Origin of the sequence: Moorella thermoacetica (assembly GCF_001267405.1) — a bacterium.
Taxonomy (GTDB): domain Bacteria; phylum Bacillota; class DSM-521; order Neomoorellales; family Neomoorellaceae; genus Neomoorella; species Neomoorella thermoacetica.
The window spans coordinates 315,332-341,485 of record NZ_CP012369.1; the positions used below are offsets into that span (position 1 = coordinate 315,332).

A 26,154-nucleotide genomic window follows, 5' to 3' on the forward strand; every position below is an offset into this window, starting at 1 on the left:
CTGGTCGCTGACCTGGCTCTACCAGCCTGTTAAATATGGCTTAGCGAGACCTTTGCACCCTGATAATAGGGGTGTAGAGGTCTCTTTTTTTGGCCGCTGGCCAGCTCACATACATCAACCTATTCAGGAGGCAAGGTATGAAAGCATTCCTGTTATCCCTCGGCTTGATATTTATTGCCGAATTAGGGGACAAGACCCAGCTAGTTGCCCTCACCCTGGCCACACGTTTTAACGCCCGTGTTGTCCTGGCCGGGATCTTCACCGCGACTCTACTGGTTCACGTTATCTCCGTTGCTTTGGGAGAGTTTGTGGGGGTACTTATCCCTACAGCCTGGACGCATTTTCTTGCCGGCCTGGCCTTTATCGGGTTTGGCCTCTGGACTCTACGTGGCGATAGCTTGGATGATGAAAGAGATAATGCCCACCGTATTGCTTCCCCCTTCTTGCTGGTAGTTGTTACCTTTTTTCTAGCTGAGTTCGGCGATAAAACCATGCTCAGTACCGTTACATTGGCCACAACTTATTCCATTATACCTGTCTGGCTTGGTTCGACCCTGGGTATGGTTCTTTCCGACGGATTGGCAATCTGGATCGGCCAGGCTATGGGGTCCCGTTTACCGGAGCGGGTAATTAGACTCGGGGCCGCCTTTATTTTCTTCGTTTTCGGCCTCTTTAGCACCTTCCAGGGAGGATTAAATCTTTCGCCCCCTGTATGGGGTCTGGGAGTCGCCATCCTGGCAATTCTAGTTTTCATCTTTTTCCGCAAGCCGGTACAAAAAGGCAACTAGGAGAATTGAAAGCCACACTGACGATATATTTGTCTTTTTAGCCTCACTGCTTTACTTTTTATTACCAAATTATAAACGTAAATGGTGTGATATTTGATGTCAATAATGAATTGGCTCCTATTTTTAGAGCACGAAATAGCCATTAAGGCAGGTATATCTTGTTGGCTGGCGAATTAAGTTAAAGGAGTCAACGATAGCGGTTGGGAAATCTAAACTTTAACCCATTATAAACGGTGAGCTGTTGCAGGATTAGAAGGCCCCGGCGATTGCCAGGGCTTAAATTTTTAATCTACGGTTATTGCCTCTTTCCTGTTTTTTGCCAGCGGACCAGAAAAGCAGGCAATGGAAATTTGCCTGTAATTTTTTTATTACAGTAAGAGGAATCCGGCATTAGCTGTCGAACCACCATTAAAACTACTTGGATGTTTTGAAGAACCACTATGTTTAATGGCCTGAATTGTGAAAGAGGTAATTAGTGTGAAAGTGGTATTTCTGGTTGCCATGTTGCTAGCAACATGGTTTTTAATAATAACCGGCGTTTTGTATGGGCAGATATCCTTTTACAAGCACCATAAACAGGGGTTACTCCCCCGGGGAGAAGGGGAGAGGGGCGTTCACCCAGGAAGTGAAGAAGTCCACCGTCCTGGGGGTTGTCGGCCGGATATTAAGGGCAATACTTCTGATGAACGATGGAACCGGGGTTGAGGTTGTCTGTTAAGGGGTATGGTCCCTACCTGCTGGTGGTACCGATAGAAGCAAAAAACGTAATAAGTAAGGGTAGTTTAGGGGCAATTTCCAGCTTATTTTTGCAGGTTGCCTATAAAATCCAATAAATTATTCATTGACACCATTTGTGAATATATGTTAAACTAGGCACAGAAAGGGGGAGAAGTAAATATAGCTCTTCCTCCTTATATTTGTAGCCCTGCCCTACCCTGGTGGGGTATCTTGTAAATTGTTTCCAGGTAGTAGGGCGGGAAGGCAGGGAAACGCAGAGAGCTATTAGGAGAGGGGGGACAGTCTCCTGGTTTCAACGCTTGGTAGCTGTAGCAAAGAAGCTGTGGCAAAGTTTCTCTGCGGAAGGAAGGTTTAGATTAAGGTATGGCTAAATTGTTGGAATATCAGGGGAAGGAATGGCTCAGGAAAGCCGGTATACCGGTGCCTGCAGGCCGGGCAGCTTCAACTCCGGAGGAAGCCAGGCAAATTGCCGCCGAATTGGGAAAACCTGTAGCTGTCAAGGCCCAGGTCCAGGCTGGCGGCAGGGGTAAATCTGGCGCTGTAAAGTTAGTCAATACTCCCGAGGAAGCCCGGGCCGCAGCCGCCTCTATCCTTGGTACCTAGATAAAAGGGTACCCGGTCCGGCAGGTGCTGGTCGAGGAAAAACTAGATATTGCCCACGAGTATTATGTGACCATAATTGTTAATTCCGCCCGGGATGCCAGGTGCCCGATGCTGATGTTCAGCACGGAAGGCGGTATGGATATTGAAAGCGTTCCGGAGGAAAAGATCTTTAAGCTGCACATCTCTCCCCTTTTTGGCCTGGAGGTATACGATGCGGTAGATTTGCTCGTTAAAGCCGGCATCCCCAATGACCAGCTAATGAATTTCGCCAACTTCCTGGTGAAATTCTGGGGTGCCTATAAAAAATACGACTGCTTTACCCTGGAAACAAATCCCCTGGTCATGACAGCCAGTGGCGACCTGGTAGCGGCTGACTGCAAGATGGATGTCGACAACAGCAGCGTCTACCGCCACCCGGAAATGGGCATCGAGATCGCCCGCGACCTGGGGCATGAACCCACGGAACTGGATGTCATCGGCTGGGGCATAGAAAAGACCGACCTCAGGGGCTCGGGCTTCGTCATGAGTATGGGCTTTGATGAGAAGAGCCCAGGCTATATCGGCTACCATCCCATTGGCGGCGGCTCGGCTATGATGGGTATGGACGCCCTGAATAATGTCAACCTGAAACCTGCCAATTATGCCGATACCAGCGGTAACCCCGTCGCTTCCAAGATTTATCGCGTTGCCAAAGTAATCCTCTCCCAACCGAACATCGATGGCTACCTCCTGGGGGGCTTTATGATGGCCAACCAGGAACAGTGGCACCACGCCCATGCGGTAGTCAAAGTCCTGCGTGAGATTCTCCCCAAGAAACCTGGCCTGCCCTGCGTATTACTCCTATGCGGTAATAAAGAAGAAGAGTCCCTGGCAATTCTTCGCGAAGGCTTAAAAGACGTGGAAGGTGCCACCAGAGTAGAGATCTATGGTCGGGAGCACGTGACCGACACGGACTTCATCGGCCAGAGGCTGCTGGCTCTGGTCAAGGAATATCAAGAAGAGAAGCGAAAGTAGGGGAAAGCAGTGCTTGAATTCCTGGAAAAAAGCATCAAGGTCACCATCGATACCAGCAAATGCAGTGAATGCGAAACCAAAGCCTGTATTGCTGCGTGCAAGAAGTTTGCCCGGGGTATGCTGCAATTAAAGGACGGAGTCCCCTCGGTGGCCTACCTGTCTGCCGATGAAGTAAAGCGCCGGGGTACCGAATGCCTGGCCTGTGAATACGAGTGCTGGTTCCGCGGTAAGAGCGCGATCAAGATTGACGTTCCGATTGAGGGCTTGGATGAGTATCTGCGCAAGCGGGGCTTGTCCTGATCGAGCAATACCAAGGAAAAGAATGAAGAGGGATTAACATGGGGATTTTAATTGACAGGAATACTACGGTCGTTGTCCAGGGTATCACCGGCCGGGAAGGCTCCCTGCGGGCGGCGTATATGAAGGAATACGGTACGAAGGTTGTAGCCGGGACAAGTCCGGGTAAGGGCGGCCAGACTGTAGCCGGGATTCCCGTATATCATACCGTCAAGGAGGCAGTTGCTGAACACGGACCCATCGACTTCAGCGTCATTTTCGTTCCCGGCCGGGCGTTGAAGGTGGCGGTCAAAGAAGCTGCCGATGCCGGTATTAAGAATATTGTCCCTTGTGTGGAATCGGTGCCCATCCACGATATCATGGAGATGGTAGCCTACTGCAAGATGAAGGGCACCAGGCTCATCGGCCCGGGTTCCATCGGCATCATCACACCCGGGGAAGCCGTTGTTGGCTGGCTGGGCGGTAACGTAGAATGGGCCAATACCTTCTTCAAACCCGGACCCATAGGCGTTTTTTCCCGGAGCGGTGGCCAGTCGGGCACCATCCCCTGGGTCCTGAAGGAAGGCGGCTTCGGGGTAAGCACCGTTGTCCATACCGGTACAGAACCCGTCCTCGGCACTTCTATGGCCGACCTGCTGCCCCTCTTTGAAGCCGACCCCCAGACCAAAGGGGTGGCGGTATTCTCGGAGATCGGCGGCTCTCAGGAAGAGGAGTGTGCCGAAGTCATCGCTTCGGGTAAATTTACAAAACCCTTCGTTATCTATGTTGCCGGCGCCTGGGCTCCCGAGGGACAGCGGTTCTCCCACGCCTCTAGTATAGTAGAGCGGGGCCGGGGTTCGGCCAAGAGCAAAATGGAAGCCATTCGTAAGGCCGGCGGTTATGTGGCTATGTCGCCGACGGACATTCCGCGTATTCTTAGAGAAGTTATCAAAGACTAGGAGGTCTTTATAATGGCTGTAATGCGTTCAATCCTCTATGTTCCCGGTAACAACCCCAAAATGGTGGCTAAAGCCCCTACTTTTCCCGCCGACATCATCACCCTGGACCTGGAAGACTCGGTGCCGCCGGCGGAGAAGGAAAACGCTCGTAAATTAATTCGGGAGAACATCAAAGCTGTTGGAGCTAACGGCTCCGAGGTATACGTCCGCATCAATAATTGGGAAACGGAAATGACCAACGACGACCTGGAAGCCGTAGTAGTTGAAGGTCTAGCCGGTGTCACCCTGGCTAAATGCGGCCATCCTGACAACGTCAAGCGCCTGGATTGGAAACTGGAAGAACTGGAACGCCGCCGGGGCCTGCCGGTCGGCAGCATTAAGGTATCCCTCCTTATCGAGACCGCCAAGGGCGTAATCAACGCCTATGAATCCTGCATCGCCAGCCCCCGGGTAGTCAGCGCTATCTTCGGAGCCGTCGACTACTGCAAGGATATGAGGGTTAAACTTACCTCCGAAGCCACCGAGCAGTTTTACGCCAGGGCCCACGTAGCTGTAGCTGCCAGGGCAGCCGGTATAGTTGCCATCGATGCCCCCTACGTGGCTTATCAGGATCTGGAAGGCTTTGAGAAGAATATCCGTGAAGGCCGCCAGCTTGGCTATGAAGGCCGCATGATTATCCACCCGAGTCAGATTGAGATTTGCAACCGCCTCTATGCTCCCGATCCTGCTGATGTGGAGTGGGCCCGCGGCGTAGTCAAAGTCTTTGAAGAAGAAGGCATCGCCAAAGGCAAGGCCGCGGTATCCTACAACGGCAAGATGGTAGATACTCCGGTATACCTGAACGCTAAAGATATCCTGGCGGCCCAGGCCGAAATTGACGCTAAAAACGCAGCCATGAAGAAAGCCTAACGTTTATTCCCGGGCGGGGCCAGTCCCGTAAAGCCGGGCTCCTGGTCCCGTTTTTTATCCACCACAAACTAAAGCATGGGAGGAGATATACTTAATGAGCATCCAGGAAAGAGCCCTTAACCTGCACAGGGAATGGCAGGGTAAAATCGAAACCCGGCCGCGGGTACAGGTTAGAAATGCGGATGATCTAACCATGGCTTATACCCCCGGGGTAGCCGAGCCCTGCAAAGAGATCCACAAGGACCCCAATTTGGTTGATGTTTACACCCGCCGCTGGAACCTGGTGGCTGTCGTTTCCGACGGTTCGGCCGTCCTCGGCCTGGGGAACATTGGCGCCCGGGCCGCCATGCCTGTAATGGAAGGTAAAAGCGTCCTCTTCAAATCCTTTGCCGGCGTGGATGCCTTCCCTATTTGCATTGATTCCCAGGATGTCGATGAAATAGTCCGTACCGTCCAGCTCCTGACCCCGACTTTTGGCGGCGTGAACCTGGAAGACATTGCCGCACCCCGTTGCTTTGAGATCGAGCGGCGCCTCAAGGAGACTACGGACATCCCCATCTTCCACGACGACCAGCACGGCACCGCTGTAGTTGTCCTGAGCGCCATCATCAACGCTTGCAAGATTACCAAACGTGAACTGTCCGACCTGAAGGTGGTCATCAACGGTGCCGGCGCGGCAGGCATTGCCTGCGGTAAACTCCTCGTGGATGTGGGCGTTAGTGATGTAATCCTCTGCGACTCGAAGGGGATTATCTGCTCTAAGCGCGACGACCTCAACGCCATCAAAAAAGAAATGCTCCAAATAACCAATAAAGAGGATCGCTGTGGCACCCTGGCCGATGCCATGGAAGGAGCCAATTGCTTCATTGGGCTTTCCGTCAAGGATGCCGTCACCCCCGAGATGGTCCGTTCCATGGACAAAGATTCCATTCTTTTCGCCATGGCCAATCCGGTGCCGGAGATCTTGCCTGACGTGGCCCGGGCTGCCGGAGCCGCTGTGGTGGGAACGGGCCGGAGCGACTTCCCCAACCAGGTGAACAACGTCCTGGGCTTCCCCGGTATTTTCCGCGGCGCCCTGGATGTCAAAGCTTCGGATATCAATGATGCCATGAAGATTGCCGCCGCCCACGCCCTGGCCGATCTGGTTGGTGACAGACTCTCGGCTGACTTTGTCATGCCCGAAGCCTTCGATCCCAGGGTAGCGCCGGCAGTAGCCATGGCCGTAGCCAGGGCAGCCATAGAAAGCGGTGTGGCCCGCGATCCCAAGGATCCTGAATGGGTAAAACGTCATACTGAGGAACTCATCGCTAGACAATAGTATTAAGAAACCCCCGGGGAACCCCCGGGGGTTTTAAGGTTATCCCCAGCCTGTCCATTGTCGCGAAGATTTTGGCTGCGCGTAAGTATCTTGACGCCTCGAACCCGGAAGCCTTTCGCCTGTACTTTCGACCCTGGCTCGATCCTGTTCACCGCGTGAATTTCCATGGGTCTATTTTATTACTTGTTTCCGGTAGACGGTTCCCCGGGCCAGGGCGATGTTTTCGCCGCTGCCAGTGGTAACCCTTATCCGGTAAACCCCGGTGCGGCGGGTGAGGTGCTCTTCCTCGGCAGTAGCCACCAGGCTGTCCCCCGGGCGGGCCGGGGCGAGGTAGTTTATGGTGACTGTCAGGGCCACGGCCGCATCGCCGTGGGAGTTGCTGGCCAGGCCCAGGGCGGTGTCAGCCAGGGTAAAGATGGCACCCCCATGAACGATACCGTGGAAGTTGACCATATTTTCTCCCAGCTTCAGGGCCACCCGGGCATAGCCGGGGGCCAGCTCCAGGAGTTCAATGCCCAGGGACCTGGGGAAAGTATCTCGCGCAAACTTTTCTTTGATAGCCTCGAGGGCATCCATTACTTTATCCTCTCCCAAACTTATTGCCTGGCTCTATTTCAGGTACCCTCCGGGCGGCAGGCGATGATAAAGTAGGTTCTGCCGTCGCTGTCGCCCCGGCTTTGAAAGTCCAGGCCGTGATCTTTAAGGATTTCCAGTAACATATCGGCCTGGTGGGCATCAGCCGCTTCCATGGTTATAGTCAGGTGGTCGCCGGGATTGAGGCGCGGCAGAGTATCCTTTACCCGGGCCAGGTCTTTATGGGTGATGGCGTTTCCCATTCTCAAGGAAATATCTGGCATGATAGCTAGGCCTCCTTCCTGGATCAGGTTCTAGTTTAACCTGGGAGGAGCCTCTTTCATGCACTCATTTTTTAATGTTTATACTTAGCAAGCGCATTAAGCGCTCGGCGGCATCGGCCAGCAGGGAGGCGGCATTCTCCAGGCAGTAACTCAAAGGTACCGGCCGGGGGACAATACTCATGAAACCCTGGATGCCATGATCATAGACGGCACTGGCTCCTTCGCCGATGGAGCCCACCAGGGCGACTACCGGGATACCATATTTGGCGGCCACACCGGCCACTCCGGCCGGAACCTTCCCGTAAGCCGTCTGGCGGTTGATTTCCCCTTCGCCGGTGATGACCAGGTCGGCGCCGGCTGCCAGGATACCGTCAAGATTCACAGCTTCTATGACCAGTTCAATACCACGGCGCAGGGTGGCCCCCAGGAAGGCTACCAGGCCGGCACCCAGGCCTCCGGCGGCACCGGCGCCGGGCAGTTCTCTAACATCCACCTTCAGGTCCCTGGCAACGATATCCGCCAGGCGGGCCAGGGCGGCATCCAGGCGGGGAATCATCTCCGGCGTGGCTCCTTTCTGGGGGCCGTAGACGGCCGAGGCGCCCCGGGGCCCGCACAGGGGGTTGTCAACATCGCAAGCTACCAGGATTTCTACCTCCTTCACCCTCGGGTCCAGGCCCTGGATATCGATGCGCTCCAGGCGTTCCAGTCCTCCAGCCCCGGGGGGGATGTCAGCGCCCTCTGCATCCAGCAGCTTTACCCCCAGGGCCCGGGCCATGCCGGCACCGCCGTCATTGGTAGCGCTTCCGCCGATGCCCACAATCAGCCGCCGGCAACCTGCCTCCAGGGCCTGGTGGATGAGTTCACCTGTACCATAGGTGGTGGTAACCAGGGGATTGCGTTTTTCCCGGGGTACCAGGGGCAGGCCGGAAGCCTGGGCCATCTCCACTACGGCCGTGATACCGTCCCCCAGGATACCCCAGGAGGCCTGGACCGGTTCCCCCAGGGGGCCGGTGACGGTGGCGGTCATCTCCCGGCCGCCGGTAGCAGCTACCAGGGTGGCTGTCAGGCCTTCACCACCGTCGGCCATGGGCACGTTGACGGTTTCCACCTCCGGCAGGACCCGATGGATACCTTGAGCTATGGCCGCGGCGACTTCCGGGGCCGATAAACTCTCTTTGAAAGAGTCGGGGGCAATAACAATACGACGCATTTTCTTACCTCCAGTCTTTAAACAATGGTTAAAATATTCGCCGCGAAAACAAAAATACCTACCGTCCCTGATCCTTGACACATAAAAAAGGGCTATCTATAATAATGTAAGAAAACAATCTAAGTGCGCAAACCTTCGTTAGGTGAGGCTTCTGCATAGACAGACGCCACTGCCCGGAAACGTCGAAAGACGCCAATGGGTCAACAGGTATTACCGGCTTAAGGTTTTACCTAATGTGGCTGAGAAAATTCTCTAGCTATGCACGTGCCAAAGCTCAACGAGTGGGGGTTAATAGAGTTATTTATTATGACTCTAAGTTTTCCCCCATGGGAAGACTTTTTAATTGGTTGGGAGGTGAGTCCAGTGAACCGGGTAACTAACCTGGCCCTGACCATGATCATGGCCGCCCTTTTAATTTCCTTCGCATACTTTGCCTATCAGGGCCACAGGGTGCTAACCCTGGCGGGCGGGACGGAGGTCGTTACCAGTATAAGTGTACTGCCCTACTACGCGTTCCGGTCTTTCCTGAGGATGCTGGGGGCTTATTTATTATCCCTTATCTTTACCCTGACCTATGGCTATAAAGCCGGTACCGACACCAGGGCGGAACGCTGGCTCATCCCCATCCTGGATATCCTGCAGTCCGTGCCCATCCTGGGCTTCTTTCCGGCGGCGGTCTATTTTTTCGTCTCCCTTTTCCAGGGCCGGTTGCTGGGAGTTGAACTGGCTTCCATTTTCCTTATCTTCACCAGCCAGGCGTGGAATATGACCTTTGGCTTCTATGAGTCTCTCACCACCATTCCCCGTGATCTCCTGGAAGCCACTGTTGCCTACCGGGTAACCGGCTGGCGGCGTTTCCGCACCCTTTACCTGCCGGCCGGTATTCCCAAGCTGGTATATAACAGCATTATGTCCTGGGCCGGGGGCTGGTACTTTCTCATTGCCGCTGAGATTATTGCCATCGGCCCGGTTGAGTATTCCCTGCCGGGATTGGGCAGCTACCTCATACGGACGACAGAAAGGGGCGAGCTGGGCCTGACCATGGTCGGCCTCCTGACCCTGGTAGCTTTGATAACCATGATGAACATCTTTATCTGGCGTCCCCTGTCTACCTGGGCGGAAAACTTCAAATATGAGTTTGGCAGCGGCGGCAGCAACCGCCTGCCAAGTGGCTTGGGTTACCGCCTCTGGTGGCAGGCGCCCGGTTTCCGGGAGATCAGGATAGGGGTAATCAAGGGCGGGGCCTTCCTGGGCCGGGCGGTGGGTAACCTTGGTGCCCGTCTGGCCCCTGGGCCGGAGAAGTGGCAGCGGTGGTGCCGTTATCTCGCCCGGGTCGAGCGCCTGGTAGCCTGGGGGTTAGCCCTGTTGCTGGTCTATGCCCTTGTCCGGGGCCTGCTAGCTCTGGGCACCCTCTTCCTGGAACCGTGGCAGCCCCAGGTTTTCAGCATCCCGGCGGCTCTCCTGTTTTCCTTCTTTCGGTTGATGGCGGCCTACCTGTTATCCCTGGCCTGGACTCTGCCGGTGGCTATCTGGATCGGGCATAACGAGCGGGTCTACGAATTCCTGACACCTGTTTTTGAGATCCTGGCATCTGTCCCCGCCACGGCTCTATTTCCCATTATCGTGTTTGTCCTGATCGGTCTGACGGGGGGCATGAACCTGGCGGCCATCTTACTGGTACTGACGGGTATGCAGTGGTACCTGCTCTTTAACTTGATTGCCGGGGTGAAAAGCATCCCCGGTGACCTTAAGGAAGCGGCGGCGGCCTTTGGCCTGCGGGGGTGGGGGTACCTGCGCCGGGTAGTCCTGCCGGCCATGGTTCCCTCTCTGATTACGGGAAGCATCACCGCCTGGGGTGGCGGCTGGAACGCCCTGATAGTAGCCGAATATGTCGTTTACGCCGGGCACACCTATACGGCCTTCGGTATTGGCTCCCTGCTCGATATGGCCACCTATGGCAGCGGTAGTTTCCAGGTCATCTGGTCCAGTCTGATTGCCATGATGGTGACCATTGTTCTCATGAATCGCTTCTTCTGGCGGCGGCTGTATGAAATGGCCGCCCGAAGGTTTAAAATAGAACCCTGAGGGGGGTGTGATAGGCATGGCCTTGCTGGAAGTGAATCATGTCTATAAGACTTATACCGATGCCAACCGCTCGTTGACGGTCCTGGATGATATATCCTTTAGCATTGCCAAGGGAGAGTTTGTCTGCCTGGTAGGACCTTCGGGTTCCGGCAAGAGTACCCTCCTGCGAATGGTTGTAGGCCTGATCCAGCCCTCCCGGGGAGAGATATTTTACCGGGGGCAGCAGGTGAGGGGCGTCATGGATAAAATGGCCATTGTTTTCCAGTCCTTCGCCCTGATGCCCTGGCTGACGGTCATGGGCAACGTGGCCCTGGGGTTGGAGGCTAAGGGTATCTCCCGGCCGGAGAGGGAAGCCCTGGCCAGCAAATATATTGATAAAGTCGGCCTGGATGGTTTCGAAGAGGCCTACCCTCGGGAACTATCCGGCGGCATGAAACAGCGGGTGGGTATCGCCCGGGCCCTGACCATGGAACCGGAACTCCTCTGTATGGACGAACCCTTCTCCGCCCTGGACGCTTTTACGGCCCAGAACTTGCGGGAGGAGGTCCTGGACCTGTGGCTGGACGTCACCCTCCCGGTCAAGTCGGTCCTTATGGTTACCCACGGCATTGAGGAAGCCGTCTTTATGGCCGACAGGATAATCGTTCTCTCCCGGAGGCCGGCCCGGGTCCTGGCCGATGTCAGGGTGGACCTGCCCCGGCCGCGGAATATGAAGGACGAAGCCTTCGCCAGGGTAACGGATAAGATATATTCCCTGCTGTTCTAAAACTATTCTTTTCTCCGGCGCCGGATCTCAACGGCGGCGTAGTCAAAGCTCCCGGGCAGTGGTGCCCGGGGTTTTTTTACACGCACCAGGACCTCGTCCACCGGGAAACCGGCCAGAATGCCGTCGCTGATGGCCGCGGCCAGGGCCTCCAGGAGTTTATAGGGGCGGCCGGTGACTATTTCCTGCACCAGGCGGTAGACCTGGCCGTAGTTGACGGTGGCTTCCAGAGCATCGGTCCTCCCGGCAGGTTCCAGGTCCAGGTAGAGTTCGAGGTCGACAATAAAGGGCTGCCCCAACTGCTGCTCTGCCGGATGGTTGCCGTGGAAGCCATAAAACTCCAGCCCGGCTAAAATAATCTTATCCTGACCCAAAGAGTTGACCCCCTTTCTGCTTAGCGACCCTGGATAAGGGACATAGCTTCCGCCCGGGCGGCCTGGTCGCGGCGGAAAAGACCCCGGACGGCGGAGGTAATGGTCAGGGAGCCTGGTTTTTTTATGCCGCGCATGCTCATGCAAAGGTGTTCGGCTTCAATGACAACGACTACGCCGTAGGGATTTAACTTTTCCATGATAATATCGGCTATCTGGGAGGTTAAACGCTCCTGGACCTGGGGCCGGCGGGCGGCGATGTCCACTACCCGGGCCAGTTTGCTTAAACCGGTAATTTTACCCCGGGGAATGTAAGCTACATGGGCCCTGCCCAGGAAGGGTAGGAAGTGGTGTTCGCAGATAGAATAGAGAGGTATATCCTTTACCAGTACCATTTCCTCGTGGTGTTCGTCGAAGACAACCGTCAATTCCTCGCCGGGGTCACGGTTAATACCGGCAAAGATTTCCTCATACATATCAGCTATACGGCGGGGCGTCTCCCGCAGGCCTTCCCGGTCCGGGTCCTCACCGACAGCTTCAATAATCATGCGTACCGCCTGGCGGATCTTTTCCTTATCCATAGTTGTACCCCCCGGTTATACTTCTGGTTGCTTGGCGCATTACATAATAATTCCCCCAGGATTATAAATTTTCCTGCCCCGTAGCGATATAAAATGGTAAAGCCAGATAGCTTAGAAGAAGAGCCCTCAGGTTAGTAATGAATTCTGTTCTAAAACGAGGGCAAAATTGCCGGCAAGGGGCGGCACGGCTCCGACAAGTTATAATAACAAGGCCCGCCCCGGTGGATGAGGCGGGCCTTTTCCTGAATTTACGGCCAGCAAAAAATCACTGTTCCAGCTGTTTCTTCAACACGGCGATCTCGTCCGGAGTAAGCCCCGTAGCTTTAACAATGGTCTCTATATCGACGTTGAGCAGTAGCAGGTTTCGAGCTACTTCTCGTTTGCCCTCCAATTTTCCTTCCAATTTCCCTTCCAATTTCCCCTTCTGTTCGCCTTCTTTTAAGCCTTTTAACAAAGCCTGCTGTTGCATCTCTTCCAGGGTTAATTCCAGGTTATAAATCATCCGTTCCACCTCCCACGGATTGCTTGCGTCCAGGATGCGGTCAACCTTTTTCCTAAAATCTTCGGGCATTCTGGGCTTGACGACGTTCTTCAGCCAGCTGGTGATATGGCGGAACTCGTCAGGCGTGAGCCGCCTTAAGACCCCCGCCAGTTTCTGCAGCCGTCCAACCAGCTCTTCCGGCCGCATCTTTTGGTCCAGGAGAAAGACACCGGCGATCAGGTTTGCCGCTCTGATCAGCTCTTCTTCGCTGTAACGGTTGACATCAAACAGCAGGTAATGAAAGTCCAGGAGATGCCCGCTGAAATCCTGGTAACTGTCCAGCATTTCTTTGAAGGAGAGCGCCGCCGTCCAGGATCCGGCCCCGTTGTAGAGCACCGCCGGGATGATGGGCGGCAGGCGGAAATGCTTGCTCTCCCGCTCGTGCTGCGGGGTGTTGGTGTAGATTTCCCGCCAGATCTCGACCATATAGAGCAGCAGCCGGAAGGGTATCAGGTAGTCTACCGTTGACTGCAGTTCCAGCAGGACGTAAAAGATGACGTTTCTATCTTTCGTCTTAAGCCGGTAAACGATATCGGCTTCTTTCTCGCTGAAATCCTGGAGGACGTAGGATTTGTTCACCAGGATGAGATCTTTTTCGTCGATAGCCTCTACCCAGGTTTCCCGGACGAAGGTTTTCAGCAATTCCAGGAAAACTCTCTTGTCGGAAAGAAGCTGCCTGTAACCCTTGTCGTGGGGGTGGTAGGGAGGCCGGAGCTGCCCTGCGTTTTCCGGCAAGGGATCACCTTCTTCTGGATTTTATTATAGCATATTTTTGGAACAAGGGGATACTTTTCGGAAAGCCGCCTTCAACCCTTTCCAGGGCCGGAAGGAACTTTTTTTGGTGAAAACCTTGCTAGCCTTGCCGGAAAAGAGCGTCCTGCTGGTGGAAGACTCGACCCTCACCAGGTTTTCCTCCAGGAGAACACTGGAGGAGAAGGGCTACCTGGTGGACGAAGCCGCCAGCGGCCAGGAGGCCCTGTCCGCGTAGAAACCTTTATAGACATCTCCGAACGCAAATACCTGGAAGAAGAGCTTTACCGCCTCTCCATCACCGACCCTCTGACCGGTGCTTATAACCGCCGCTATTTTTTAGAAATGCTGGAAAGAGAAGTTGAGCGTATACGGCGGACCGGGAATCCCTTCTCCCTGATCATGTTTGACCTGGATCACTTCAAAAGTATAAATGACCATTTTGGACATGCCGCAGGAGACCGGGTGCTGAAAGGCGTTGTGTCCGCTTTTAAAAAGCGGCTGCGCAAGACAGACTGCCTTGCCCGCTGGGGCGGGGAGGAGTTCGTCATACTCCTTCCGGAGACGGGAGTAGAAGGGGCGGCTACACTTGCGGAAGAACTGAGGCAGAAACTGAGCGAAATGAAGATCCCCGGGGTGGGCCTGGTGACGGCTAGTTTCGGCGTGACGGGCTACCGCCCTGGCGACACGGTGGACGCCGTCACCCAGAGGGTTGACAGTGCCCTCTACCGCGCTAAAGGGAACGGGCGGAACTGCGTCTGCGTCGGTGGTCCGCATTAGTCCTGCGGCTCAGGCGGCCGCACCGGCATAATTGAAAGCCGCGCTGGTGTATGATATTATTGGTCATATAAGCCTTTAAAGCATGTGGTGGAGAAATAGACTTTTCTAGGTAGAGCAACCCCCAGGTTGGGAGGGAAACGGATTGGACAAGGAGATAATTTTCTTAGTCGAGGAAGCCCCGGAAGGCGGCTATACGGCACGCGCCCTCGGCCACTCCATATTCACGGAGGGCGAGGCCCTGGACGAAATAAGGAGCAACGTCCGTGACGCGGTCCGCTGCTACTTCGGGGACAAGGACATGCCGCGGGTGATCCGGTTGCACATCATGAAAGACGAGGTTATCGCGGTGTGAGATTGCCCAGGGACGTGAGCGGGGAAGAATTGGCCGAACTCTTGGCGAGGTACGGGTACCACATAACTAGACAGACAGGGAGCCACCTCCGCCTCACCACGACACTAAGAGGAGAGCACCACATTACCGTGCCGCTGCACAGCCCCCTAAAAATCGGAACGCTAAGTGGCATCTTGGCCGATGTGGCCGATCACATGCAAATTTCCAAAGAAACTTTGGTCAAGGAACTTTTCCACAAGCGGTAAAACCCGGCACCTGTGAAAATTGCCTCGCCCCCTGGAGAGACAGACACCCACCTCCGGGGGTTCTGCTTTTATACTGGTCGAAACAAACCCTAGTATTCACGACCAGGACGGGCAAACCGCTAAATCTTAATAATTGCCTGAAGCTGTTTCGCCAGGCTGCCCCAAAGTCAGGTTTAAAAGCAATCACTTTCCATGATCTTCGCAACACCCATGCTACAATCCTTCTACGCCAGGGCATAAATCCAAAAAGGGGTAATGAATCCTGTTCTAAGATCTGTTATAATAAGATAAAATAGTGGTACCTAAAAATTGGTATCAAATAGGGGGTCATAGCCGCCGTGGATGTTGGACCTCTACCCCAGGTTGGGATAGGGATGGTCGTTGGCCTGCTGGAAATGCTGGAGGATGCCCGGGGGAGGGAAGATATCTTTAAACTGGCCGGTAGTCTTTCCATGGAACTGGATGATATCGGCCCGGTAATCGAGGCAGCCAGGGTACTGGGGTTTATTGAAACAACTAATGGTGATATAACCCTTACCAGGCTTGGCAGTAAGCTCCTGAATGCCGATATAAATGAGCGTAAAGATATAATCGCCGCCAGGCTGCAGGAATTACCGGCTTTTAAAGAAGTCTTACAGCTGATTAAATCCGGCCGCGGCCGGCAGGTACGGCGGGAGCAGGTTGTACGGCGCTTTGCCCGCAGAATGTCTGACGAGGACGCCGAGGTACTCTTTAAAACCGTTGTTGACTGGGGTCGCTTTGCTGAAATCATCGGTTACGATACCAAGGGAGAAGTTTTATATCTCGACGAGGGAGCATAGATTTTTCTTGCCTGGCAGTCCCGGTTAAAAGGATTATAATGAAGTGGCCCTTGACAAACAGGTCAGGGGCCAGTATAATAATCATTGCTGTGGGGCTATAGCTCAGTTGGGAGAGCGCTTGAATGGCATTCAAGAGGTCAGGGGTTCGACTCCCCTTAGCTCCACCAGAAAAGGAAAGTAGCGCTAGGGTTTTCGGAAGTGTGAACAGCTTCCTGTTGGGAGAAACAGGAAGCTGTTCACATTTTGTTCACCCGCAACCTCCAACGCTGGCAGTTACGAGCTGCCGGCTTTTTTTGTGTCACCGCTGCCGAAGAGGAAGAAGTTGAGCCGCTCTGCCTCCCGGTGTCGCTGGTGCTCTCCTTCGCCACCCACCCGCCCGGCGACCTGGACAATTACATCAAGTCCCTGGCCGACAGTTTGAACGGCATCGCATGGCTTGACGACCGCCAGGTAGCTCGCATGGAAGTCGAAAAAGTAGTGGTAGTAGAGGGCGACGAGCGGGCTGAGGTGGAGGTGGCCCCCTGGAAGGCCAGGTTTTGAGTAGTCGACGTTATTTAAACATTATCCGCCACGTGCTTAATGGTGCGGCTGATGGCTACAACCCTCCAGCACGCGGCGGCGAATCCCTAGAAGACCTTTCCCGGCCGGCTTCTTTGTAGATTTCTGTTTCCTTATGGTTCATATATTCGCTTAAAATGGACAGTTTCTGGTTCCCGCTTACGAGTGCACTGGTTCAAGCGGTGGAAAATAACTCCATAATATAATTAACCTGTGGTATACTTAAATTACTAGATTGCGGGAAAGAGAATGAGGGACGAGGCTACATAAAGCTGTTTTAGCAGGGGGCTAAAATATGGGTACCCGAACTGATGAACTGGCTGCTTATTATGCGAAAAAATACCCTTTGACTTTTACCGACGATTTTTCAAAAACTGACCCCTCCCTAACCGAGCGTTATAAAGAAGCCTGGCAGGTTGCTACCAGAGCTGCGGCTATCTTAAAAGAGCGATATGGTGCCCAAAAAGTGGTGGCCTTCGGCTCCTTGGTTGATCGCTCCCGCTTTACACGCTGGTCCGATGTTGATTTGGCGGCGTGGGGCATCCCATACGACCGGTTCTACGCCGCAGTGGGGGCGGTGACGGGTCTTAGTGAAAAGTTTAAAGTTGACCTGGTTGACCCGGAAGACTGCCGCGAATCTTTACACAGGGCTATTGAAAGCGAAGGGGTCGAGCTATGAAAAAGAAGTACCTTGCCCTGGCTGGCCGCATCCGGGAGGAGCTCGCTTGGCAGCGCACAAAAAGGGAATTAGAAAGGTTTCTTCTTTTTCTTGAAGCAAGGGGGAACATCCTGAACTATTTTACGGAACTTGGTACACCATAGTTATGAGGGGTATCGTTGATAAACTAATAAGCGAAATCAAAGAAGCCGACTAGGAAAAGAGCGCTCCGCGGTCGCCGGTTTAAAACCCAGTTGCCGGGATATCTCCTGCCCGGCGTGGCCGACCATTTTTCCCAGCTCTGGTACCCTTTCCGGTGTAACGCTTATAGTTAGGCCGGAAACGCTTAAAGCAGCTACTACCTGGCCGCTATGATCAAAGATGGGTGCACCGACACAACGAATTCCTTCTTCATTTTCGCCATCGTCCACTGAATATCCCTGTTCCCTTACCCGGGCCAGTTCGGCCTGTAAAGATGCCATAGTAGTAATGGTTCGCGGTGTAAAGCGGGGCAAACCCCGGTCGGTGGCAATCTTTACTACCTCTTGCTCCGGCAGGAAGGCAAGGATGGCTTTACCCACGGCAGTAGAGTGAAGAGCCACCCGGCGACCGATCTGGGAGTGCATGCGAATGGTGCGGTTACCCTCCACCTTGTCAATATAAACAGCTTCGGCACCATCCCTGATAACCATATGGGCTACTTCCTGGGTCGCGTCAGCCAGTTCCTTGAGGTAGGGGTGAGCAACGGCCCGGACGTCAAGCCTTTCTAATAGGCTGCCACTTAGATCCAGGATTTTCAAGCCAAGGACATATTTTTCCGTGGTCTCCTCCTGGTCAACGTAACCGTAAGCCTTCAAAGTGGAAAGCATGCGGTAAACGGTGCTTTTATTTAGGTTCAGCCGGCGGCTGAGCTCGCTTAAACCTATTCCCTCTCCGGCCGCCGCCAGAGCTTCTAATATTTTGAGGGCCTTCTCCAGCGACTGGACATGACCTTCAACTTGGGACAATGCTATTCACTCCAGAAGTAAAATCGTACAGGATTACGGTAAGACTTTTGCCAATCGATTTTTGCTATAGTAAAGCTTGCCTAATAGAAGAATATCCATTTAATGAGATAACGGCCCCGGGGTCAAATACAGCGCCGCATATGCTATTATAACATTTCCGGCCCAAACCATGAACCCGGGGCCACCAGTACCAGCCATAATCGTGGGCTTCTGCTTGGGGAACGTGAGGCCCTTTAGATAAATAATCCTGCCAGGACCAGGGTAATGGTACTGATGAGTTTTACCAGGACGTGCAGGGATGGCCCGGCAGTATCTTTAAAAGGATCACCTACGGTGTCGCCGACAACACCGGCTTTATGGGCTTCCGACCCTTTACCGCCAAAGTTGCCCAGCTCGATATACTTCTTGGCGTTGTCCCAGGCACCGCCGCCGTTGTTGAGGAAGAGGGCCACAATGACGCCGGTGATGGTCCCTACCATGAGAAAGGCAGCGGCAGCCTCGGCTTTCAACACCAGACCGACAATGATGGGGGTAATGACGACAATCAAGCCAGGTAAGACCATTTCTTTCAAAGCTCCCCTGGTAACAATATCAACGCAAGCGCCATACTCCGGCTTGGCCGTGCCTTCCATAATACCCGGAATCTCTTTAAACTGGCGCCGGACTTCTAGGATGACGTACTGGGCGGCGTTGCCTACAGCACGGATGGCGGTTGAGCTGAACAGCAGGACCATCATGGCGGCGATGAAGGCGCCGACAAAGACTTCGGGTTTGCCGATATCTACGGGGAAATTGCCTTTGATATTCAGGGCTATTTTGACTTCGTCGATATATGCCGAGAAGAGGAGGAAGGTCGCCAGGGCGGCACTGCCGATGGCATAACCCTTGGTCAGGGCCTTGGTGGTATTGCCGGAGGCATCCAGGCGGTCGGTGCGCCGCCGGACTTCTTCCGGAGCGCCGGACATTTCGACAATGCCGCCGGCGTTATCGGTAATGGGACCATAGGTATCCATGGCCAGGATGTAGGCCGCCGTGCTGAGCATACCCATGGTTGCCACGGCGGTGCCATAGAGGCCGCCACCGGGAAGGCCGCTTTTCAGTCCCAGCCAGTAAGCACCCAGGATGGCCAGGGAAATAAAGACGACAGGCAGCGCCGTGCTCTCAAAGCCCACAGCTACACCGGAGATGATGTTCGTCGCCGGGCCGGTTATAGAGGCACGGGCGATCTCCTTGACCGGACGGTAGTCGTAGGAAGTATAGTACTGGGTAATGAGGACAAAGATGAAGCTTAAAACAATGCCGATGATCCCGGCGCCGTAAAAATAGATGAAGTTAATCCCCGGGCCACTCAACATATAGCGACTGATAGGATAGAGAAAGATTATAGCCAGGATACTGGTAACGATATAACCCCGGTTCAAAGCGGCCATGGGGTCCTGGTTTTCTTCGGCCCTGACGAAAAACATGCCGATTATAGAGGCAATAATCCCTGCCGCCCGGGCTACCAGGGGGAAGACGATGCCTTTGACACCGAAGAACGGCACCAGGGCTATACCAAGGATCATGGCTCCTATATTTTCTGCCGCCGTAGATTCAAACAGGTCGGCACCACGGCCGGCGCAGTCACCGACGTTGTCACCCACCAGGTCAGCGATGACGGCCGGATTGCGCGGATCGTCTTCGGGTATGCCGGCTTCTACTTTACCCACTAAATCGGCCCCTACGTCGGCAGCCTTGGTGTAAATACCACCGCCCAGCTGGGCAAAAAGGGCGACAAAGCTGGCACCAAAGCCAAAGCCGACAATATCGAGGGGAGCCCGGGTGGGATTGGTGGCCCCACCAAAGGCGTAGAAGAGGGAGGTGACCCCCAGGAGGGAAAGGGCGGTAACGGCCAGGCCCGTAACGGCACCGCCGCGGAAGGCAACAGTCAGGGCTTTATTGAGGCTATTACGCGCCCCGGCGGCCACCCGCAAGTTGGCGTTGACTGCCACGTACATGCCGATATAACCTGATAAGGCCGAGGCAAAGGCTCCGGTAATAAAGGCGACGGCTGTGTGGTACTGGCGTGTGAGGAGGGCCAGGAGCACGGCTACGATAAGGGCCAGGCCCGCAATGGTGCGATACTGGCGGTTCAAGAAGGCCATGGCCCCTTCCCTGATAGCCGCGGCAATGGTCTGCATTTCCTTAGGACCGGTATCTTCTTTTAAAACACTACTGGTCATGTAGAGAGCCACCAGCAGGGCCAGGATCCCACCGGCAGGGATAATGGGAAACAGCTCCATTTTCGTTTTTCACCTCTACAAATAGATTTTTGCCTTGCCCATTTGATTTATTGTGCTAAATTTCGCTTCCTTGTCATTCATGCTTTTTGCAGCTAGTGATTTCATGGTTCACGGAGGAGCATCGGTCACCGTGATTGATTTTCCGAAAATAAGCTAAATAAATTCAAAACATACCCTGGAGCCTTAAACTCCAGGGTTTTCTGTTTATCGCTGTACCCTGCCGGAAGCGTCGCCGCGCATAAGGCTCAAAACTTCTTCGCGGGTGACATGGTTAAAATCGCCTGGGATGGTATGCTTCAGGCAGGAAGCAGCCACGGCAAATTCCAGGGCCTCTGCTGGGGCAAAGCCTTCCGTCAGGGCGTAGATTAAGCCGCCGGCAAAGGCGTCACCGCCGCCGACCCGGTCCACAATGTGGATCTGGTAACGGCGCGAGCGGTAAAACTCCTGGCCATCGTAGATGAGGGCCGACCAGCCGTTATCAAAGGCTGAAAAGCTCTCCCTTAAGGTGATGGCTACTTTTTGCAGGTTAAAGCGATTTAATAGCTCCCTGGCCACCTGGCGGTAACCTTCTTCGTTAATCTCCCCTTTGGTAACATCGGAAGCAGCCGCTTTAATGCCAAAAACCTTCTCCGCATCTTCTTCGTTGCCGATGGCTACATCAACATAAGTCATTAATTCCGTCATGGTCGCCCTGGCCTGCTCAGGAGTCCAGAGGTTCTTGCGGTAGTTAAGGTCACAGCTAACTGTAAGGCCCATTTCTTTCGCCTTCCGGGCAGCTTCCAGGGTGACAGCGGCTACATTTTCTCCCAGGGCGGGGGTAATACCGGTAAAGTGAAACCAGGAAGCTCCGGAAAAAATCCTGGCCCAGTCAAATTCACCCGGCTGTACCCCGGCGATACTGGCGTACTTACGGTCATAAACAACTTTTGAAGGTCGCTGGGAGGCCCCGGTTTCCAGGAAATAGATCCCCAGGCGTTCGCCTCCCTGGAGGATATGGCTGGTATCCACGCCGTAACGGCGCAGGTGGTTGATGGCTGCCTGGCCCAAAGGGTTGGCCGGGACTTTGGTGACGAAAGCGGCCTCGGCACCATAATTGACCACGGAACAGGCGACGTTGGCCTCGCCGCCCCCGTAAGTAACGTTAAAGGATTCTGCTTGAACAAAACGCTGGTACTCCGGCGTCGATAAACGCAACATGATTTCTCCAAAGGTAATAATCTTGGCCATGGAAAACTACCTCCCTTGTTTTTCGAAAAAATTATTTACCACTTCCATGCATCTGGGCTTCCTGGCATTCATCCTGTTTCGGTTGGACCCTTCTAAAACAACCTTAGTGGTTGCAACAACGGTTAACTGAGAGGCCAGTTGTTAGTAACTACCAGTGTATGGACCATTTGCCGTAACCGGATGCCCCTTATAATCCTCTGGCGGCCCGGATGGCGGATACAAACTTCCGGGCTGTTTCTTTTACCAGCTCGTAATTGCCGGTTTTGGCTCCTTTGATCAGCTCGCCGCCAACTCCTACAGCTTCACATCCGGCTTTGATCCACTGGGCGACGTTTTCCAGGCTGACACCGCCGGTGGGTATAATTGGCGCCTGGGGCAATGGCCCTTTGATTGCTTTAACCATTTCCGGCCCAAAAGCGCTGCCCGGGAAAAACTTGACGAAATCACTGCCGGCTTCCATAACTTCGACTATTTCTCTTATGGACATCGCCCCGGCCATGCAGACCTTTTGGTAGCGGTTGCAAGTCTTTACCATCTCCACGTCCAGGCAGGGGCTAACGAGGAATTCGGCTCCAGCCAGGATGGCCATCCTGGCGGTAGTGGCATCCAGGACTGTACCGGCACCAATTAAGATTTCACCTTCCCGGTAGGTGGTGGCCAGTTCCCGGATAACATCCAGGGCCCCCGGTATAGTCAAGGTAATTTCAATTGCTTCCACTCCTCCTGTTTTAACCGCCTCGGCAATCTTTAATGCCTGCTCAGGATTCTCAGCTCGTACTACTGCTACAATGCCGCAGTCAATAATTCGCTGCATTACTTTTAGTTTTTGCATTGCCATACCCTCCTTGGTTCATTATATAAAACAACGGTTTACTATGATAAATATATTCTCTGTCCGGTAAAAAACTCCTTCTGTTTTAGCAAAAATTTTTAGCGACCATTTTTAGTTACTTCAATTTATAAACAAACTCGGGCCCCTTTCAATTTCTTTCTTATACAAAAAAACCTTCTTAACAAGCAAGCATAAAAAATTAAGTACAAAAAATTTATAAAGGGTGTAAAAACTAGCAGGAAAATGATGATGGACGTCGAATATAATAAACACTGTTAAAAAAGTCATCATAAAATCGTCATAAAAACGACTAAAAGCATATCTAATAAAGACAAAGCCACTCAATAAAATAAAATTAATTAATTAAATAGCTCTACCTTAAGAACCATTTGGGTGATAGAGCTATTTATGCCGAGAGGAATAGTTGTGGATGAGCAATGAGGTAGGGAACCTACAGCTAGTAAAAAAGCTAAACAGGATTAGCATCCTCAATATTATCAGAAAGCATAATACCATTTCTCGACAACAATTAGCCAAGTTAACTGGCCTTACGCCGGCGGCGATAACAGGGATTGTACGCGACCTAGTAGCATCAGGTTACGTTATTGAAAAAGGCCTGGGAAAATCTAACGGTGGAAGGCGCCCTGTTAAGTTGCAATTTAACCCGGATTCCGGATATGTACTTGGGGCAGAAATAACAAGAAACAGTACCACACTGGGCATGGTTAACCTCGATGCAAAACCATTAATACTTAAACAATACAATATTGACATGACCGATCCTCAACAAGGTCTAAGTCGACTAGCCGACGAGGTTACAAAAATGATAATTGAAAGTGGCATTGAAAGCAAAAATATCTTGGGCATGGGAGTAGCCTATCCGGGATTGGTTGACATTAGTACAAGGGTAGTGAAACGTTCGCCCAATTTGGGTAAAAAATGGCGGGATATCCCGATTGAAAATTGGTTACAGGAAATGACTGGAATTAAGATTTTTGTCGAAAATAACTCTAATGCAGCGGCGATGGCTGAATATTGTTTTGGCCGGGGTAAGGAAACTAAAAATATGGCTTATATTAACTTGGGTGAAGGCATTAGTGCGGGTATTATTCTGAATGGTATGTTGGCATATGGATTCCGGGGCTATACTGGTGAAATCGGCCATCTCGTGATCGACGAAGACGGACCTCTTTGTAATTGTGGTAATAATGGTTGCCTTGAGAGTTTGTGTGCAGTCCCGGCATTGGTTCGCAAGGCCAATAATGAACTCTCGTTATATAACCAAAAAGATCCCTTGAAAGCAATTTGGCTAGAGAAAGGCGAAGTAAAAATAGAAGATATTATGGCAAATGCTAATAATGTAGGATCATATGCTCAAAAGTTGATTAGGCAGGCTGGCTGGTATATTGGTAAAGCTATTGCCGCTATTATCAATGTCTTTAATCCGGAAGCCATCTTTATCGGGGGCATTTTGGCCGAAGCAGGTAATAGTTTATTAGACCCCCTGATTGAAAGCGTGCAAAAACATGCTTTCCCTGAGCTGGTGCGGGAGGTGAGAATTGAACTTTCGTCCATGAGGAAGGATACTGGTTTTTATGGTGCATGCGCTATAGCGATTCGAGCACTGTTTGAGGGAGGGGTCGATGCACTGCTGGGTGTTTAATAGCTTTACGTTTTATATTTTTGCCTTTACGCCCCAAATTCTTGGCACATTGATACGGGAAATGACTTTAACCGGCATTTGCAGAGGTTCGATATGGTGTTAATTGGGGAGTGTTTCAAGAAGACTATCAAGTTTGCAGGCGGATGGAGATCATCCTGTACATAAAAAATATATAGGCATATAAAAAGCAAAATGAATGATATAGTTTGCAAGCTTATTGAACTAATCAATATTGGGTAAAGCAATTCTTTTAAGGGGGGATGCATAGAAAAAATTTAGCATATAGGAGGTGAGAGGGTTTAACTCAAAAGTAATGTAAGAGGTGTTGAACGTCGAATTTAAAGCAAAAAACAGGCACTCAATATGGTAAATATAACCTAGAAAGGAGAAATAAAAATGTTTAAGTGGAAAAAATTAATTCTACCATTATTATTGTTAATAGCAATGCTAATTATGAGCGCATGTGGTAAATCTCCGGCAGATAAACAACAGGATAGCAACACATATACCCTTAAAATTCATATGGTAATAAATGAGCAGGATCCTATATATCAAGGCTATGCTGAGTTCAAAAAGGGGGTAGAAGCACGGACAAATGGCAAAGTAAAGGTTGAGCTTTATCCCAACGGTGTGTTGGGTAACGATGAAGATTTACTTCAACAGGCAATGCTAGGCGGGAACGTAGCGGTTAATTCGGACGCTGGACGGCTAGGAGTATGGGTACCGGAGATGGGTATTTTGTTAGCGCCGTATCTTACCGACAATGCAAACGAGATGCAAAAATTGCTAAAATCTGATCTTGTAAAGAAATGGACGGATGAACTTGCCCAGAAAAAAGGGTTAACTGTACTTTCGTTCAATTATTACGCTGGTGCTCGCCATTTTATAACTAAAAAACCAATTTCTACACCTGAAGATCTAAATGGATTAAAAATAAGAACTCCTGGCTCACCTGTTTGGCAGGAAACTATCAAAGCTATGGGGGCCACTCCTGTTGCTTTACCATGGACTGAAACTTATCCTGCTATAGAGCAGGGAGTCATTGATGGCGCCGAAGCCCAAGATTCTGCGACTTATGGTGCTAAAATTTATGAGGTTGCCAAGTATATCACGAAAACCGGCCATATTCAGCTCTGGAATTGCTTAGTGGTAGGAACAAAATGGTTCGAACAACTTCCCAAAGAATACCAGCAAATCCTGATAGAAGAATCAATTAAGGCCGGAGACTTTACTACTAACAAGGTCTTGGCGAGTGAAAAAGAATTAGAAGATAAAATGGCTGCAACTGGCGCTATAATTAAAGAAGTAGATATTAAACCCTTTAAAACAAAGTCAGAAATAGTATATAGCAAATTAAACTACCAGGATTTGCGCCAGGAAGTCAATAAAGTGTTAGGGAAATAATCTAATGTTTTATTAAATCATTATGGTGGTATGTCGATTGTTCGAGCATACCACCATAATGACCCAAATGGGAAGGGGAAGATAGATAAAATGCAACGATTTGCCCGGATGGTTGATAAAATTGAAAGTTTTTTATCGATATGGTTATTGGGTATTATAGTGTTGTTAATATTTTTTTCATCGTTATTACGTTATATAGGATTTCCTATTAATGGAGCTGATACTATTGCTGAAACTTTGTTTGTTTGGCTTATATATATTGGCGCTGACCAGGTTTTGAGAAAGGATAGACACTTGGGTGTAGACTTTTTTACGCAGCGTTTACCTGTCAGGATTAGAAATTTTATATCGATAGTTGTTCTTTTAGTGATGTTGGCATTTCTAGTTTTAGTTACCTATTTTGGAATGTCTCTTACCCTTGCAAATAACGGAAGGATTTTAGGTGATTTGCCGATTAGCTACTCGTTTGTTGCTATGGCTATTCCAATTGGAACATTTTTAATGTGTCTAACGATAATAGTTAGGATACTGGTTTTAATATGGGACCTTAAGAATTAATTCT

At 51.9% G+C, this 26,154-nt stretch carries 29 protein-coding genes, 1 tRNA gene, 2 pseudogenes and 1 riboswitch; of the genes and pseudogenes, 22 read left to right on the plus strand and 10 right to left on the minus strand.

Features of this window, described 5'->3' with window-relative positions; translation table 11 throughout:
* Window positions 1–137: 137 nt before the first annotated feature.
* The 7 genes and pseudogenes from MOTHE_RS01605 to MOTHE_RS01630 all read left to right on the plus strand — a co-directional run bounded on the left by MOTHE_RS01605 (window position 138) and on the right by MOTHE_RS01630 (window position 6,605).
* Entirely contained in the window at window positions 138–788 is a 651-nt protein-coding gene (locus tag MOTHE_RS01605) for a TMEM165/GDT1 family protein (protein WP_011391936.1), read from the plus strand.
* A 477-nt stretch (window positions 789–1,265) separates the two neighbouring features.
* Window positions 1,266–1,493 (plus strand): hypothetical protein, encoded by a 228-nt coding sequence (locus tag MOTHE_RS12655; protein ID WP_162490018.1) that lies wholly within the window; start codon window positions 1,266–1,268, stop codon window positions 1,491–1,493.
* A 396-nt stretch (window positions 1,494–1,889) separates the two neighbouring features.
* Window positions 1,890–3,134, plus strand: a pseudogene (locus MOTHE_RS01610) (ATP-grasp domain-containing protein); the annotation flags it as partial.
* Window positions 3,135–3,152: 18 nt separating this feature from the next.
* Entirely contained in the window at window positions 3,153–3,443 is a 291-nt protein-coding gene (locus tag MOTHE_RS01615; RefSeq protein ID WP_011391939.1) for a hypothetical protein, read from the plus strand.
* Window positions 3,444–3,481: 38 nt separating this feature from the next.
* Complete coding sequence (locus tag MOTHE_RS01620) at window positions 3,482–4,378, plus strand: succinate--CoA ligase subunit alpha (protein ID WP_011391940.1); 897 nt, start codon at window positions 3,482–3,484, stop codon at window positions 4,376–4,378.
* 12 nt (window positions 4,379–4,390) lie between these two features.
* Complete coding sequence (locus MOTHE_RS01625) at window positions 4,391–5,287, plus strand: HpcH/HpaI aldolase/citrate lyase family protein (protein ID WP_011391941.1); 897 nt, start codon at window positions 4,391–4,393, stop codon at window positions 5,285–5,287.
* A gap of 94 nt (window positions 5,288–5,381) precedes the next feature.
* Window positions 5,382–6,605 (plus strand): NAD(P)-dependent malic enzyme, encoded by a 1,224-nt coding sequence (locus MOTHE_RS01630; RefSeq protein ID WP_011391942.1) that lies wholly within the window; start codon window positions 5,382–5,384, stop codon window positions 6,603–6,605.
* Window positions 6,606–6,776: 171 nt separating this feature from the next.
* Here the strand turns inward: MOTHE_RS01630 and paaI are convergent, their stop codons facing one another.
* The 3 genes from paaI to MOTHE_RS01645 form a co-directional block, all read right to left on the minus strand.
* On the minus strand, window positions 6,777–7,181 hold the full coding sequence (gene paaI / locus MOTHE_RS01635; RefSeq protein WP_011391943.1) for a hydroxyphenylacetyl-CoA thioesterase PaaI: 405 nt from the start codon (window positions 7,179–7,181) through the stop codon (window positions 6,777–6,779).
* A gap of 38 nt (window positions 7,182–7,219) precedes the next feature.
* On the minus strand, window positions 7,220–7,462 hold the full coding sequence (locus MOTHE_RS01640; protein WP_011391944.1) for a hypothetical protein: 243 nt from the start codon (window positions 7,460–7,462) through the stop codon (window positions 7,220–7,222).
* Window positions 7,463–7,526: 64 nt separating this feature from the next.
* Window positions 7,527–8,672: a glycerate kinase gene (locus MOTHE_RS01645; RefSeq protein ID WP_011391945.1), complete on the minus strand. Its 1,146-nt coding sequence runs from the start codon at window positions 8,670–8,672 to the stop codon at window positions 7,527–7,529.
* Window positions 8,673–8,799: 127 nt separating this feature from the next.
* Window positions 8,800–8,965: riboswitch (M-box (ykoK) riboswitch) on the plus strand.
* Between the two features lie 70 nt (window positions 8,966–9,035).
* Between MOTHE_RS01645 and MOTHE_RS01650 the strand changes: the two genes are divergently transcribed.
* On the plus strand, window positions 9,036–10,757 hold the full coding sequence (locus tag MOTHE_RS01650; RefSeq protein ID WP_011391946.1) for an ABC transporter permease: 1,722 nt from the start codon (window positions 9,036–9,038) through the stop codon (window positions 10,755–10,757).
* Between the two features lie 16 nt (window positions 10,758–10,773).
* Window positions 10,774–11,523, plus strand: coding sequence for an ABC transporter ATP-binding protein (locus tag MOTHE_RS01655; protein WP_011391947.1), 750 nt, complete (start codon window positions 10,774–10,776; stop codon window positions 11,521–11,523).
* A gap of 2 nt (window positions 11,524–11,525) precedes the next feature.
* Here MOTHE_RS01655 and folB read toward each other — a convergent pair whose 3' ends face one another.
* The 3 genes from folB to MOTHE_RS01670 form a co-directional block, all read right to left on the minus strand.
* Window positions 11,526–11,894 carry a dihydroneopterin aldolase gene (gene folB, locus MOTHE_RS01660; RefSeq protein WP_011391948.1) on the minus strand — a complete coding sequence of 123 codons (369 nt, stop codon included), beginning with the start codon at window positions 11,892–11,894 and terminating at the stop codon, window positions 11,526–11,528.
* A gap of 20 nt (window positions 11,895–11,914) precedes the next feature.
* The gene (folE, locus tag MOTHE_RS01665) at window positions 11,915–12,472 is read right to left on the minus strand and encodes a GTP cyclohydrolase I FolE (protein WP_011391949.1); all 558 of its coding nucleotides are present in this window, start codon (window positions 12,470–12,472) and stop codon (window positions 11,915–11,917) included.
* A gap of 265 nt (window positions 12,473–12,737) precedes the next feature.
* Window positions 12,738–13,748, minus strand: coding sequence for an Rpn family recombination-promoting nuclease/putative transposase (locus MOTHE_RS01670; RefSeq protein WP_011391950.1), 1,011 nt, complete (start codon window positions 13,746–13,748; stop codon window positions 12,738–12,740).
* Between the two features lie 106 nt (window positions 13,749–13,854).
* On the opposite strand from MOTHE_RS01670, the gene MOTHE_RS13075 reads away from it, so the two are divergent.
* The 10 genes and pseudogenes from MOTHE_RS13075 to MOTHE_RS01710 all read left to right on the plus strand — a co-directional run bounded on the left by MOTHE_RS13075 (window position 13,855) and on the right by MOTHE_RS01710 (window position 17,198).
* On the plus strand, window positions 13,855–14,001 hold the full coding sequence (locus MOTHE_RS13075; protein ID WP_231115132.1) for a response regulator: 147 nt from the start codon (window positions 13,855–13,857) through the stop codon (window positions 13,999–14,001).
* A gap of 11 nt (window positions 14,002–14,012) precedes the next feature.
* Window positions 14,013–14,543: pseudogene (locus MOTHE_RS01680) on the plus strand (GGDEF domain-containing protein); the annotation flags it as partial.
* A gap of 142 nt (window positions 14,544–14,685) precedes the next feature.
* Window positions 14,686–14,895 carry a 2-oxoisovalerate dehydrogenase gene (locus MOTHE_RS01685; RefSeq protein WP_053094592.1) on the plus strand — a complete coding sequence of 70 codons (210 nt, stop codon included), beginning with the start codon at window positions 14,686–14,688 and terminating at the stop codon, window positions 14,893–14,895.
* Window positions 14,892–15,140, plus strand: coding sequence for a type II toxin-antitoxin system HicA family toxin (locus MOTHE_RS14180; RefSeq protein ID WP_025773821.1), 249 nt, complete (start codon window positions 14,892–14,894; stop codon window positions 15,138–15,140). The genes MOTHE_RS01685 and MOTHE_RS14180 overlap by 4 nt, the downstream gene beginning before the upstream one ends.
* A gap of 62 nt (window positions 15,141–15,202) precedes the next feature.
* Window positions 15,203–15,436 (plus strand): tyrosine-type recombinase/integrase, encoded by a 234-nt coding sequence (locus MOTHE_RS14185; RefSeq protein WP_080996800.1) that lies wholly within the window; start codon window positions 15,203–15,205, stop codon window positions 15,434–15,436.
* A gap of 42 nt (window positions 15,437–15,478) precedes the next feature.
* Window positions 15,479–15,961, plus strand: coding sequence for an AAA-associated domain-containing protein (locus MOTHE_RS01695; protein ID WP_025773822.1), 483 nt, complete (start codon window positions 15,479–15,481; stop codon window positions 15,959–15,961).
* A 91-nt stretch (window positions 15,962–16,052) separates the two neighbouring features.
* Window positions 16,053–16,128: transfer RNA gene (locus tag MOTHE_RS01700), tRNA-Ala, on the plus strand.
* 76 nt (window positions 16,129–16,204) lie between these two features.
* A complete protein-coding gene (locus MOTHE_RS01705; RefSeq protein ID WP_011391953.1) occupies window positions 16,205–16,501 on the plus strand; it encodes a RusA family crossover junction endodeoxyribonuclease in 297 nt (98 codons plus the stop codon).
* Window positions 16,498–16,620 carry a hypothetical protein gene (locus tag MOTHE_RS13990; protein ID WP_255302967.1) on the plus strand — a complete coding sequence of 41 codons (123 nt, stop codon included), beginning with the start codon at window positions 16,498–16,500 and terminating at the stop codon, window positions 16,618–16,620. Before MOTHE_RS01705 ends, MOTHE_RS13990 begins: the two co-directional genes overlap by 4 nt.
* Before the next feature lie 194 nt (window positions 16,621–16,814).
* Entirely contained in the window at window positions 16,815–17,198 is a 384-nt protein-coding gene (locus MOTHE_RS01710) for a nucleotidyltransferase family protein (protein ID WP_011391954.1), read from the plus strand.
* 179 nt (window positions 17,199–17,377) lie between these two features.
* Here MOTHE_RS01710 and MOTHE_RS01715 read toward each other — a convergent pair whose 3' ends face one another.
* The 4 genes from MOTHE_RS01715 to MOTHE_RS01730 all read right to left on the minus strand — a co-directional run bounded on the left by MOTHE_RS01715 (window position 17,378) and on the right by MOTHE_RS01730 (window position 22,525).
* Window positions 17,378–18,184 carry an IclR family transcriptional regulator gene (locus tag MOTHE_RS01715; protein ID WP_011391955.1) on the minus strand — a complete coding sequence of 269 codons (807 nt, stop codon included), beginning with the start codon at window positions 18,182–18,184 and terminating at the stop codon, window positions 17,378–17,380.
* Window positions 18,185–18,417: 233 nt separating this feature from the next.
* A complete protein-coding gene (locus MOTHE_RS01720; RefSeq protein ID WP_053094593.1) occupies window positions 18,418–20,466 on the minus strand; it encodes a sodium-translocating pyrophosphatase in 2,049 nt (682 codons plus the stop codon).
* Between the two features lie 204 nt (window positions 20,467–20,670).
* The gene (locus MOTHE_RS01725) at window positions 20,671–21,693 is read right to left on the minus strand and encodes a sugar kinase (RefSeq protein WP_011391957.1); all 1,023 of its coding nucleotides are present in this window, start codon (window positions 21,691–21,693) and stop codon (window positions 20,671–20,673) included.
* A gap of 187 nt (window positions 21,694–21,880) precedes the next feature.
* Window positions 21,881–22,525 carry a bifunctional 4-hydroxy-2-oxoglutarate aldolase/2-dehydro-3-deoxy-phosphogluconate aldolase gene (locus tag MOTHE_RS01730; RefSeq protein ID WP_011391958.1) on the minus strand — a complete coding sequence of 215 codons (645 nt, stop codon included), beginning with the start codon at window positions 22,523–22,525 and terminating at the stop codon, window positions 21,881–21,883.
* Window positions 22,526–22,955: 430 nt separating this feature from the next.
* On the opposite strand from MOTHE_RS01730, the gene MOTHE_RS01740 reads away from it, so the two are divergent.
* From MOTHE_RS01740 to MOTHE_RS01750, 3 genes are all read left to right on the plus strand, one after another.
* The gene (locus MOTHE_RS01740) at window positions 22,956–24,188 is read left to right on the plus strand and encodes an ROK family transcriptional regulator (protein ID WP_011391959.1); all 1,233 of its coding nucleotides are present in this window, start codon (window positions 22,956–22,958) and stop codon (window positions 24,186–24,188) included.
* A gap of 396 nt (window positions 24,189–24,584) precedes the next feature.
* Complete coding sequence (locus tag MOTHE_RS01745) at window positions 24,585–25,592, plus strand: C4-dicarboxylate TRAP transporter substrate-binding protein (protein WP_011391960.1); 1,008 nt, start codon at window positions 24,585–24,587, stop codon at window positions 25,590–25,592.
* Between the two features lie 90 nt (window positions 25,593–25,682).
* A complete protein-coding gene (locus tag MOTHE_RS01750; protein ID WP_011391961.1) occupies window positions 25,683–26,150 on the plus strand; it encodes a TRAP transporter small permease in 468 nt (155 codons plus the stop codon).
* Window positions 26,151–26,154: the final 4 nt, after the last annotated feature.

What these genes read in the sequence shown, in the direction of transcription:
- MOTHE_RS01620 (WP_011391940.1), top strand. Translation starts at nt 3,482, where the DNA reads ATGGGGATTTTAATTGACAGGAATACTACGGTCGTTGTCCAGGGTATC.
- paaI (WP_011391943.1), bottom strand. Translation starts at nt 7,181, where the DNA reads ATGGATGCCCTCGAGGCTATCAAAGAAAAGTTTGCGCGAGATACTTTC.
- MOTHE_RS01745 (WP_011391960.1), top strand. Translation starts at nt 24,585, where the DNA reads ATGTTTAAGTGGAAAAAATTAATTCTACCATTATTATTGTTAATAGCA.
- MOTHE_RS01645 (WP_011391945.1), bottom strand. Translation starts at nt 8,672, where the DNA reads ATGCGTCGTATTGTTATTGCCCCCGACTCTTTCAAAGAGAGTTTATCG.
- MOTHE_RS01640 (WP_011391944.1), bottom strand. Translation starts at nt 7,462, where the DNA reads ATGCCAGATATTTCCTTGAGAATGGGAAACGCCATCACCCATAAAGAC.
- MOTHE_RS01710 (WP_011391954.1), top strand. Translation starts at nt 16,815, where the DNA reads ATGGGTACCCGAACTGATGAACTGGCTGCTTATTATGCGAAAAAATAC.
- MOTHE_RS01605 (WP_011391936.1), top strand. Translation starts at nt 138, where the DNA reads ATGAAAGCATTCCTGTTATCCCTCGGCTTGATATTTATTGCCGAATTA.
- folE (WP_011391949.1), bottom strand. Translation starts at nt 12,472, where the DNA reads ATGGATAAGGAAAAGATCCGCCAGGCGGTACGCATGATTATTGAAGCT.
- MOTHE_RS01655 (WP_011391947.1), top strand. Translation starts at nt 10,774, where the DNA reads ATGGCCTTGCTGGAAGTGAATCATGTCTATAAGACTTATACCGATGCC.
- MOTHE_RS01720 (WP_053094593.1), bottom strand. Translation starts at nt 20,466, where the DNA reads ATGGAGCTGTTTCCCATTATCCCTGCCGGTGGGATCCTGGCCCTGCTG.
- MOTHE_RS01740 (WP_011391959.1), top strand. Translation starts at nt 22,956, where the DNA reads ATGAGCAATGAGGTAGGGAACCTACAGCTAGTAAAAAAGCTAAACAGG.
- MOTHE_RS01630 (WP_011391942.1), top strand. Translation starts at nt 5,382, where the DNA reads ATGAGCATCCAGGAAAGAGCCCTTAACCTGCACAGGGAATGGCAGGGT.
- MOTHE_RS01750 (WP_011391961.1), top strand. Translation starts at nt 25,683, where the DNA reads ATGCAACGATTTGCCCGGATGGTTGATAAAATTGAAAGTTTTTTATCG.
- MOTHE_RS01625 (WP_011391941.1), top strand. Translation starts at nt 4,391, where the DNA reads ATGGCTGTAATGCGTTCAATCCTCTATGTTCCCGGTAACAACCCCAAA.
- MOTHE_RS01725 (WP_011391957.1), bottom strand. Translation starts at nt 21,693, where the DNA reads ATGGCCAAGATTATTACCTTTGGAGAAATCATGTTGCGTTTATCGACG.
- MOTHE_RS01730 (WP_011391958.1), bottom strand. Translation starts at nt 22,525, where the DNA reads ATGCAAAAACTAAAAGTAATGCAGCGAATTATTGACTGCGGCATTGTA.